Annotated in this window: 3 protein-coding genes and 3 pseudogenes; 3 read left to right on the top strand and 3 right to left on the bottom strand. The window is 58.9% G+C overall.

Features of this window, described 5'->3' with window-relative positions:
* On the top strand, window positions 1–341 hold a 341-nt coding region (locus ACZXDY_RS44435), incomplete at its 5' end, for a hypothetical protein (RefSeq protein WP_464349825.1).
* Between the two features lie 483 nt (window positions 342–824).
* Here ACZXDY_RS44435 and ACZXDY_RS44430 read toward each other — a convergent pair.
* Window positions 825–1152: pseudogene (locus tag ACZXDY_RS44430) on the bottom strand (cupin domain-containing protein); the annotation flags it as partial.
* A gap of 712 nt (window positions 1153–1864) precedes the next feature.
* On the opposite strand from ACZXDY_RS44430, the pseudogene ACZXDY_RS44425 reads away from it, so the two are divergent.
* Window positions 1865–2820: pseudogene (locus ACZXDY_RS44425) on the top strand (NADP-dependent oxidoreductase).
* 345 nt (window positions 2821–3165) lie between these two features.
* Window positions 3166–3804: an HD domain-containing protein gene (locus ACZXDY_RS44420; RefSeq protein ID WP_464349824.1), complete on the top strand. Its 639-nt coding sequence runs from the start codon at window positions 3166–3168 to the stop codon at window positions 3802–3804.
* A 667-nt stretch (window positions 3805–4471) separates the two neighbouring features.
* Here ACZXDY_RS44420 and ACZXDY_RS44415 read toward each other — a convergent pair.
* Together ACZXDY_RS44415 and ACZXDY_RS44410 are read right to left on the bottom strand one after the other, a co-directional pair.
* On the bottom strand, window positions 4472–5479 hold the full coding sequence (locus ACZXDY_RS44415) for a formate dehydrogenase subunit gamma (RefSeq protein WP_464349823.1): 1008 nt from the start codon (window positions 5477–5479) through the stop codon (window positions 4472–4474).
* Window positions 5480–5533: 54 nt separating this feature from the next.
* Window positions 5534–5701, bottom strand: a pseudogene (locus ACZXDY_RS44410) (formate dehydrogenase); the annotation flags it as partial.

Below are 5701 nucleotides of genomic sequence, written 5' to 3'. Positions count from 1 at the left end.
CGGTGACCGGGCGGGTCTCGACCGGGGGCGTTCTCGCAATTCCCGCCGCCGTTGCAGGCATTCGCAGGTGGGGCAATACCGCTCGCGCGGTAGAACGCCGCAGCTGGCGACACGGCGAAACAAGACACGGCGAAGCATGGGCGACAGCTCATCGTGGCGAACGAGGCAATTGGCCCGTAGCTGGCGCTGATCCGATGATCGAGGAGGTGCTGATCTGGAAGTTCGTGGCGGAGCACCAACCATTACACAAGAGCCAACTCGAACCCGGCATTCTCGACCGTGATCGTATGCCCGTCGCCCTAATTGCACCCAGTCCAGGAATCTCGAAGCAAGTAGAGTAATGCGGTGATGCTCTTGACGAGCAACTCGAAACAGTCTCGGCTCAGATAGCTCAGGGGCTTTCCAGATCGCTAGAGATCAGTTTGCCCCATGGGATTCGAATTTTGATGACTTCGCGTTTAGGTTGTATGGTGTGGTATTTTTGCTAGGGCCAAGCTCTTGAAAGTACAGGTGCTGCCAAACATTAAATCCCCATAGGCGATCTTCCGGATCGTCTGAAGGTTGTTTGACGCGACTGAGCTCGATCACGCGGCATCGTCCTACGTCCCCCCAGCGCGGTTTCCTCCTTTGGAGGCTTTCGGACGCCGGCCCTCGGAGCCCGCGGCACCGTCAATCATTGGGCCGGCATCCGAAACCCTTCACATAACCGGACTCATGCACCGCAGCAAACATCAGGCAGGGCCTTTCCTGCGGTCAGTTTCGTGTATAGCGCTGTCGCCCCTTCTTCCAGCCGATAAGCTACAGCAAACGCCAGCTCTGCTGGGTTACCTCGGCAAGATCTCCGCACGGAAGGTATTAAAGCTCAGTTCCCGAATGGGATCGTCAGGTTCCGCCTCGTTCGTGTCCACCACGAACACCGCGAGGAGTTTGGCCGGCTCGGTCTCGCTGGCATTGGCGCTGACGCGGTGGCGGTCGCCGGGCTGCTCAGAGAAGCTCTGTCCGGCCTTGTAGGTCGTCACCGCTCCGTCGTTGACCTGACTGCTGATCGCCCCCTCAAGAACGGTCGCATAGATGAAGGTGGATTCGGCATGCGTCGGCATGCGTGTGACCAGGCGAGTAGCCGCCCGGGCCGTATTCGACGAGCACGCCGTGGTTGGCGGATGCGGGATCAGGCTATTGCCTGTGAGCGGCGGAGCCATTCGTCTAAAGCGATGCGGGCGGCTTCGGGGTCCTCGGGGAGCTTAATGCCAGAAATCATGTCGGCCATTATCAAACTCCTATCTCCGATCGGAGCACTGAACTGCCAACAGCACCGCAATTCATGCGTGCCGGCGCACCGGTGCGGTGGATCGTTGCCCACTACATAACTCGCGAATGTTGAACCGGAAGTACCGTCCTGTATGAAGATCCTGCAGTGAGATATTCAGGCATGGTAGCTGTCATTTGTTGACCAGGTGTCCTGTTCGCGTGGTGTACTCGATGGATTGGGGCGGTTTGAAGCTCCTGAGACCCGATCGAAGGAGCTCGCGACAGCAATCAAAGACAATGTGCAGGACGCCAATTACAAAGCTGCAAGAACTTCACTTCCTTCAAGCAACAATCAGATGTACAAAGTTGCGCGTCGAGAGGGGCCGATGACCAGCCATTGTCGATACCAGTCCCGAATTCAAAGGCGCAACAAAGGCTGCAGAGCCCATCTCTCATGCACGCAGAATCTTCCGGGTTGTAAAGAGCGTCGAGCGTAGGTGCGATGTTGGACTCGGCGAATGGCGCAAGCCGGCAGCTGACTCACGTCTTAGTAGGGGGGTCCAGAATGGCAAATTCCCCCGTCGACAATGCGTCTCAAGGTCCTGCTCGCTGCTCCATGTTGGCATGGCGAGTACACAAATTTGGTCCGCCGGAAGCGATGATTTTGGAACGGGTTCCCAGGCCAGATCCTGGTCCGGGCGAGGTTCTTGTCAATGTTCACGCAGCAGGAGTCGGTCCCTGGGACGGGTGGATCAGGGCCGGCAAAAGCGCGTTGCCGCAGCCTCTTCCTCTTACGCTCGGCTCTGATCTGTCCGGAACAGTCGCAGCCGTGGGATCGGGCATTTCCGACATCGCTGTCGGAGATCAGGTTTTCGGAGTGATCAACACCCAATTTCTTGGCGCTTACGCAGAATATGCCGTAGCCTCTGCTGGAATGCTCGCGAAGAAACCGGCTCGCTGAACTATGCCCAAGCGGCTTCCGTTCCCGTCGTCGCGGTCACGGCGTGGCAAGGTCTGTTCGACCACGCTCGCCTCGAAGCCGGGCAGACGGTGGTCGTTCACGGAGCTGCGGGAAACGTCGGAGCCTACGCGGTTCAGCTCGCTCGTCGTGCTCGCCTTCGTTCAATCGCGACGGCGGGGGCCAAGGACATCGAGTACGTGCGGTCCCTCGGTGCCGACAAGGTATTGGACTATCACACGCAACGCTTCGAGGAAGAGGTGAAGGATGCGGACGCGGTACTGGACCTCGTCGGAGGCGAAACGCAAATACGTTCTTTTCAGGTGCTTCGCCCGGGCGGCAAGTTGATCTCCGCCGTGTCACAGCCTGATCAAGACCGCGCAAAGCAACACGGTGTCACCGCAGCCTTCTTCTTGGTGGAAGTGACTACCGAGCGGCTGCGCACAATCGCCGAACTTATTGATCGGGGCGAACTGAAAACCCGCGTAGGTGCGGTCCTCCCCTTCACCGATGCGCGAGACGCCCACATGATGTTGGAAGGCCAACGACTGCCGCCGAAAGGGAAGATCATTCTCAACGTAGAAGCCGCGGGCGAAGTCACCGCGCCCGCTTGAAGTCGGGCTAACCATGAGCGTCGCGGAGAAGGTCGCCGGCTCTCGCGCGAATCGGGAACACACGGTCGAGAACGACGCACCGGGCCATCGCGGACGATATCTATCTTTGTCCCGCTGGCGAGCGGCTGGCCACCTGCGCGATAGTTCACATTAGTCGGCGTGCCGGATGGACGGCAGCCATCGCGCGATGGTACAGCCAAAATCGGCAATCTTGGCAAATGACCAGGCGCAACGCTTCTATTCGCTAACACCAGCGACGGGAGCGATCCCGACGTATCAGGCTTCGTGGGAGCCCCGGTCAATGCAGACAGCGCAGATCGCGGACGCGGAGGAAGGAGTTCGACAATGGCTGACGTTTTATCTGGCATCAAGATTCCCGATAGCAAGATCGCGCGCGAAGCCGCCGAGCTCGTGCGGCAACATGAAACCGAGATGCTGTACAACCATTCGGTCCGAGTTTTCGTGTTCGGCGCAATGAAGGGCGTTCGGCAAAATCTCAAATTCGATTCTGAACTGCTCTATATCGCAGCGCTGTTTCACGACTTAGGGCTTGTCGACGCCTATCATACCGACACAAAGCGGTTTGAAGTTGATGGCGCCGACGCAGCGCGCGAATTCCTCCGCAGTCATGGCATTCCCGACCCGAAAGCGAATCTGGTTTGGGAAGCCATCGCCCTACATACCACGCCCGGTATTCCCCAATACATGCGGCCCGAGATCGCTCTCACAAACGCGGGTGTCTTGGTGGACGTCGTCGGGATTGGATATGATGAGTACACGCCAGAGCAACGCGACCAAGTCATCGCCGCCTTTCCGCGCGGTGATTTTAAAAACGAAATGCTTCAGTTACAGACTTGCTCGGCCTTGAAGAAGCCTCAGACCACGTTCGGCACCGTCAATTTCGACTACATCCAAGAACACGACCCCACATTTCACCGGCCAACCGCATGCACTCGGATCCGTAATGCGCCTTGGCATAGCTGAGCCGTCGTGGGCATTCGTCTGCGTGTAACGGCGGTTGCGGAAGCCACATAACTCATCACTATCGCGCTTTTTGATATTGGCATCGATGTCCGTTGATCGAAACATCGCCGTTCTCTTTCGGTGGGCTTCGCATCTCCATTCAACGTCGCCTTGCCCCCGCTTCATTCTTGCGCGGGCCACAAAACGAGACTGCATTTCTTGGCTTGGTGATCAATTTTGCTGAACTTGACGCACAGAACTAACCGGACAGGCAGATCTCCCGCATCCGGCTCTCGGACAAGACCTCACGCCTTCGCCCACGGCCGGTCGCGGCCAAGCGCGGTTAGACGTACGAGCCCAAAGTGCCCGTAAAGGTGCGAGAGTGGATAGGTCCCGCCCCGACCGTCAGCCCGAGTATGTCACGGCGGGCGTAACACCCGACGACATCAAATCATACTTTGCGCGCGCGATAATACGGCGGTCCAGGTCCGCCACCCTGGTAGTCTCGCCGGCAAAATTTGGCTCAACCGGCACACCCCGAGCAGATCGATGATGCATGAACCGCGCGGAATCGCGCCCCTGGAGGCCGTCGCATGCAGCAGGGTAGTCACCCGCGTCAGATACTGGCATCCAATTCGGTGAGCCCGCCGTGACAGCTCCGCACAGATGAATAGGCGAACGATGTCGCTTATTCAGCAGGCGTCACTGAAGGTTGTCCTGGTCCGCGCTCCTTCTTAAGCTGTTCGGCAAGCCAAATGTCGTGATGCTCTTTGGCCCAGTTGAGATCGACCTCTCCGGTGCCCATGGCCTCGAATGCGCCCTCCATCCCGACCGTGCCGATATAGATGTGGCCGAGGATCAAGGCGATGAACAGGATGGCCACGAGCGTGTGTACTACCTGCGCGAGCTGCATCTGGGCGATATCAGTTCCGTAAAACGGGAACAGCAAGAGAAACCCCGATACCGAGACCGCGACGCCGGCCACAAGGGATAGCCAATAGACAAGCTTCTCGCCCAGATTAAAGCGTCCGGCTGGCGCGTGTTTCAACTTGACGAAGCCGCCGCCTTGCCTGACCCAGTCGATGTCAACTTTTTTCAGAAGATTGTCCCTGAAAAAGATCACCGTGATCAGGACGAGACCCACCACGAATGCGGCGCTGGTGAAGTTGTGCACGTACTTTGCCGCTTGCGATATGCTCGAGAACGCTTCCGGGCCGACGACCGGCAAAAGCAGCACCTTGCCGAAGGTGATATTAAGACCGGTTAGGCCAAGAACGACAAAAGACACCGCCGTCAGCCAATGCGAAAACCGTTCTAAGGCTCTGAAGCGAAGCACCTTCCGCCCCGATCGGCCGGCCGAAATCCGGATCCGTCCGATGATCAGATAGGCGGCGCCCAAGACCAGGATCGTGCCGAGGATCACGATGGCGCCGCCCCAACGCAGCAGTACTTCGTGGATATAATCCCACGTACGTCCCTCGGGCTGGATCAACACGCCGGCCTTTGTGTCGGGAATGTCGAGGCGCCCTTCAACGCGGGGGAGCTGTCTTAGCAGGTCGCGCTCGCTGGTGACGCTTGCGGTTGGATTGGGCGCACCGTCGGGACCGACCTTCTGTGCGAAGGCGGGCGCCGCCGCGGTGATCGCAAGCAGCGCCAGGACGAAGGTCGCCAGACGAAAGCGTGCGAGAAACGTCATGACCGTTACCCTGCTCTCATCCCGCGCCCATCGCAGGCCGCATGAGCCGTCCGCTCAGACCCCGACGTCAGCGTGATAGGCCGTGGTCCAGCCCCAGGCGCCGGAACCATAGCCGCGCTTGCGCACCCGCTCGCCATAGATCTGCGCGATGATGTCGCCATCGCCGGCGAGCAGCGACTTGGTCGAGCACATCTCCGCGCACATCGGCAATTTGCCCTCGCC

The sequence above is a fragment of the Bradyrhizobium sp. LeoB3 genome (genome assembly GCF_055456055.1).
Note: the sequence above shows the minus strand (reverse complement) of the source record. Positions and strands in the feature narration are given on the sequence as shown.

Excerpts from the sequence above, each read along its gene's own strand:
- ACZXDY_RS44420 (WP_464349824.1), top strand. The coding sequence starts at position 3,166 with ATGGCTGACGTTTTATCTGGCATCAAGATTCCCGATAGCAAGATCGCG.
- ACZXDY_RS44415 (WP_464349823.1), bottom strand. The coding sequence starts at position 5,479 with ATGACGTTTCTCGCACGCTTTCGTCTGGCGACCTTCGTCCTGGCGCTG.